This is a genomic window from Pedobacter sp. 10L46_2 (assembly GCF_056395165.1).
In genome coordinates, this window is sequence record NZ_JBFTIZ010000342.1 from 1 (window position 1) to 4,368 (window position 4,368).

General features: G+C 36.7%; 5 protein-coding genes and 1 pseudogene. 1 reads left to right on the forward strand and 5 read right to left on the reverse strand.

The annotated features are described in order from the left end of the window. Positions 1 to 229 precede the first annotated feature (229 nt). The 5 genes from AC1DDX_RS24405 to fumC are packed head-to-tail and all read right to left on the reverse strand — an operon-like array spanning position 230 to position 3,989. Positions 230 to 784, reverse strand: coding sequence for a DUF1543 domain-containing protein (locus AC1DDX_RS24405; protein ID WP_172659183.1), 555 nt, complete (start codon positions 782 to 784; stop codon positions 230 to 232). Between the two features lie 13 nt (positions 785 to 797). Beyond that, on the reverse strand, positions 798 to 1,244 hold the full coding sequence (locus AC1DDX_RS24410; protein ID WP_172659184.1) for a low molecular weight protein-tyrosine-phosphatase: 447 nt from the start codon (positions 1,242 to 1,244) through the stop codon (positions 798 to 800). After that, entirely contained in the window at positions 1,244 to 2,044 is an 801-nt protein-coding gene (locus AC1DDX_RS24415; RefSeq protein WP_172659185.1) for a S1/P1 nuclease, read from the reverse strand. The genes AC1DDX_RS24410 and AC1DDX_RS24415 overlap by 1 nt, the downstream gene beginning before the upstream one ends. Before the next feature lie 31 nt (positions 2,045 to 2,075). Beyond that, positions 2,076 to 2,588: a fumarate hydratase gene (locus AC1DDX_RS24420; protein WP_288884021.1), complete on the reverse strand. Its 513-nt coding sequence runs from the start codon at positions 2,586 to 2,588 to the stop codon at positions 2,076 to 2,078. Between the two features lie 3 nt (positions 2,589 to 2,591). Next, entirely contained in the window at positions 2,592 to 3,989 is a 1,398-nt protein-coding gene (fumC, locus tag AC1DDX_RS24425; RefSeq protein WP_172659187.1) for a class II fumarate hydratase, read from the reverse strand. Between the two features lie 189 nt (positions 3,990 to 4,178). Here fumC and AC1DDX_RS24430 point away from each other — a divergent pair. Next, positions 4,179 to 4,368 (forward strand): annotated as a pseudogene (locus tag AC1DDX_RS24430) (serine hydrolase domain-containing protein); the annotation flags it as partial.

The window sequence follows — 4,368 nt, forward strand, 5'->3', positions numbered from 1 at the left end:
ATGTTATACATGACCCTGATAACGAGCATGCTCGTTCTGATATACAAAAAGGCGAATAAACAAGGCTATAAGACCTCAAAACGAAGGTTCGCAATGGAGGTGAGAGACTTAGCTATAGCCTTGATTGTGGTGCAGTGTGGCGGTGAACCTGGTCTGTTTTTCAAAACATAAAAAATGGCCGGAATTTCTTCCGACCATTCGTGGGAATCTCCTGGCCTTTTTTATTTCCTTATAACTTACTTAGTATAAGATAACCTAAATGTATTTCATCTTTTGGGGTATCCACTGCCAAACTGATTTTTAACTTATAATCTTTTTTAATGCTAGCTGGAAGTATATCTTCAATTTCAAACACATCATCAACATCTACACCATACTTATCATCAATATGTGATGTAGCCCCTTCAAATCCAGCGTGTTTATAAAAAGCTGTTTCTTTTGCCTTTTTAATAGCTGTGGCCTTCTCATCAGAAACAGTTAGCATTTTATAGTGAAGCTCGTCGAAATCCCCTTTTTTATAACCACCTAAATTTAAAAAGAAAAGTTTATCAGCAGTAGGTTCATCTTTTTTGCTTACAACTTTTACCTGATACCCATCAACTTCTGTTACCTCTCGCCAGGCATCAATATGTATTTTACCATTTGCCTCCGGCCAAAAAGCAATAATTTCTTCTTTAATATCTTTTAATGAATTACCTACTGTAAAGAAAACATCATGTTGTTCCGTATATCTGCCCGGAGGGGTACAGCCCAGTAGTAACATAAATAATTTTGGTGATTCCATAATACGCATCGGTTTACATACGTCGCTTAAGCTCCTCAATCAATTCCTTACATCTTGCCTCTATCTCTAAAAACACCGGTTCAAAAAGATTATTGTCGAAATATGGATCTGTTACTTCGTTTTCGTCAGTTAAAAACAACTTTACTTTTTTACGTTGTTCTTCACTTGTTGCCAATCGCTGAACGTCCTTTAAGTTATTTCTATCCATAACAAGGATGCTGTCGAATTCGTTAAACATGCTTTTATTGAAATGTTTTGCCCTTTGTGTAGAAATATCATACCCAAAGTTTTTCGCAATAGCGATACTCCTTTTATCAGCAGGCTGATTTACATGCCAGTCACCTGTTCCTGCCGAAGCAACCTCCCAGTCTAATCCTTCTTCATTAATCAAATGCCTCATAACTCCCTCTGCCAATGGCGAGCGACAAATGTTACCAAGGCAAACCATTAGAATCTTCATTATTTATAAATATCATTAAGAATATTTGCCAAACAAACCCCTCCTTTTAGCAGTTGCTCATTCAACAGATTAACAAAGTCAAAGTTGTATTTATAACTCAGCTTATCTTCAGGTTTTGTGTTCTCGTAAATTTTATTGCATGCCATGTAAGATCCATATACAAAATCTTTAAGAGAGCTGTCTCTCCAAACTCTCAATTGTTCATCATTAGGATAATTAATAGCATTCGCATATTCTGTGTAACTCAACTCCTGATACGCTATTAATGATTCGTCCCATACTCTATGTAAATTGGACTTCTCGCCAAACCAGGTAACAAAAACTCTGTTACCCCCTAAATCTTCTTTACGGGCGGTATGCATCGGTTGATTTAAATCACCAACAAGATGTACTAACAAGCGCATGGCAAGTTTTTTCTGATCTGGTGTGCTCTGTTTGTTTTTCAAAACAGAAATCATTTCTGGAACTTTATTGTATACGTTGGCAGCAGTATCTTTATCTAAAAAGTCAAATACACCTTGCTTATCCAATCCTCCAGGCAGGTTTACAAAATGCCAGTTATAGAGATAATTATAAGAAGGATCCGATTTAATAAAATCGCCCCAGTTACTTGCCATAGCTAAGCTTTCATAACCTAACACTCCTTTAATCCCTTTTTTTGCTCTCTTACTTAAATGGCTTTCTGCTATCTGCCCTACTATTCTATGGCCAAGCATTCCCCAGGCTCCTGCGCTTAATGGCATATAAGCAGTTATAGCAAAAACTATAATTATCCTAAAAACCTTACCTACTCTTTTCATCTTTATCTAATTTAATTCCTCAGCATTTATTCTATAAGCTCTGCGGAGTACAAATTATTTTTTCTACTCGCTTTAAATCAACCTCTCTTTGATTATCAGTACCCTCAAGCAATAACCTACTTGTGTCTGCCAATTTAATTTTGAAGGTTTTGATATATTGTCCTATCTGGTAACATCCCGAAATCTTCTGTTTATAATTAGACTTCGTGAAAGTACCTGTCAAAAATACACTGTCAGCTCTAACCTGATAAACTCCCTTAGCGTATTCTTTCCACACTCCATTATTGAAACAGGAATCAGCATAGTAATTCACTTTAGAATTGGTAACCAAGTCTACATAAAATGAATCACAGGTGAATTTGAATTTATATTGTGTATAATTCAGTAATTGATCTGCGTTTAGGATACTATCTTGATTCCAAATCCCCTGTAAAATTGGCGATCCTTCTCCTTGTACATTGGGCATTCTCCTACAAGAGAAGAGTAAGCATAAATACAATAACACAGAAAACAATAATCTCCACGTATATAGGTATTTAGTCATGCCCTATTTTAAGCTACCTACCATATCCTCCGGACGAACCCACTCATCAAATTGCTCTCCGGTAAGCAAGCCCAGTTCTATGGAAGCTTCGCGTAAGGTTTTATTCTCTTTATGTGCTTTTTTTGCAATCTTGGCAGCATTTTCATATCCAACATGAGGATTCAAAGCAGTAACCAGCATCAAAGAATTTTGCAAATGTTTCTTAATTTCCGGTAAATTGGGTAAAATTCCTTCCGCACATTTATCATTAAATGAAACACAGGCATCACCAATTAGCCTTCCTGATTGCAAAACGTTAGCAGCAATAACAGGTTTAAAAACATTCAACTCAAAATGGCCATTACTTCCACCGATACCTACTGTAACATCATTACCCATTACCTGAGCACACACCATAGTCATAGCTTCGGGTTGTGTCGGATTAACTTTACCCGGCATAATAGATGATCCCGGTTCGTTATCTGGAATGATGATTTCACCTATTCCACAACGGGGGCCAGAACTTAGCATCCTTACGTCATTTGCAATCTTCATTAAAGAAACAGCAGTGCGTTTGTAAGCAGCAGAAAGTTCAACCATGGCATCGTGAGCCGCTAATGCCTCAAATTTATTGGGTGCAGTTACAAAAGGAAGTCCTGTTAATTCTGCAATTTTCTTAGCAACAAGAACGTCATATCCCTTAGGTGTATTTAAACCAGTCCCAACAGCCGTTCCACCTAAAGCTAGTTCACTAATCATTACCAAAGCATTTTTTATCGCTCTGACACTGTTGTCTATTTGCTGAACATAACCGGAAAACTCCTGACCCAATGTTAAAGGAGTGGCATCCATAAAATGAGTACGTCCTGTTTTAACGATATCATTAAATTCAATTGTCTTTTTATGTAAAGTGTTACGCAATTTCTCTAATCCAGGTATGGTAATTTCAACTGCTTGTTTATAAGCGGCAATGTGCATAGCTGTAGGATAAGTATCGTTTGATGACTGAGATTTATTTACATCATCATTCGGATGAAGCACCTTTTTATCATCACCCAATAATCCGCCATTTAAAACGTGAGCACGATTTGCGATTACCTCATTGGCATTCATATTACTTTGAGTACCTGAACCCGTTTGCCATATTACTAACGGAAACTGATCATCTAAACCACCTGCTACAACTTCATCGCACGCTTTTGCAATTAATTCAGCCTTCTCCTTTGTTAAAACACCAAGTTCAGTATTGGCTAAGGCAGCAGCTTTTTTCAAATAACCAAATGCATGTATGACTTCCTTTGGCATGGAGGCCTCAGGACCAATCTTAAAGTTATTTCTTGAACGTTCAGTTTGAGCACCCCAATATTTATCAGCAGGCACTTGTACTTCACCCATCGTATCGTGTTCGATTCTAAAATTCATAGTATTCTAAGTTTTATGTTTACAAATTTAAGGTTTTTAAAATTTTTAAAGAGCCCTTTAGTGTCAGATGTTTAATACAACCTCAAAAAAAATCGCAAATAAAATAAAACCTGCAATGTTTAAAACTCTTTTACGTTAAAAGCATTATTATTCCTTAATTTTCGGGCTTTTAAACTGTACACACAATTCATGAGTTATCGTAATATTCTAGCAGTGGCCTCAATGGCCGCCTTTTTATTTATTGCCTGTTCAAATTCGAGAAAAAGCACAACATTACAAGAGCCCAGTAAAGAGCGTACTGTTGAAGATGATAAGGCCGATAGTGTACTTTTAGCATATGACCCTGCAAAAGGTGATAAATGGATAGCTGATTTTGTAC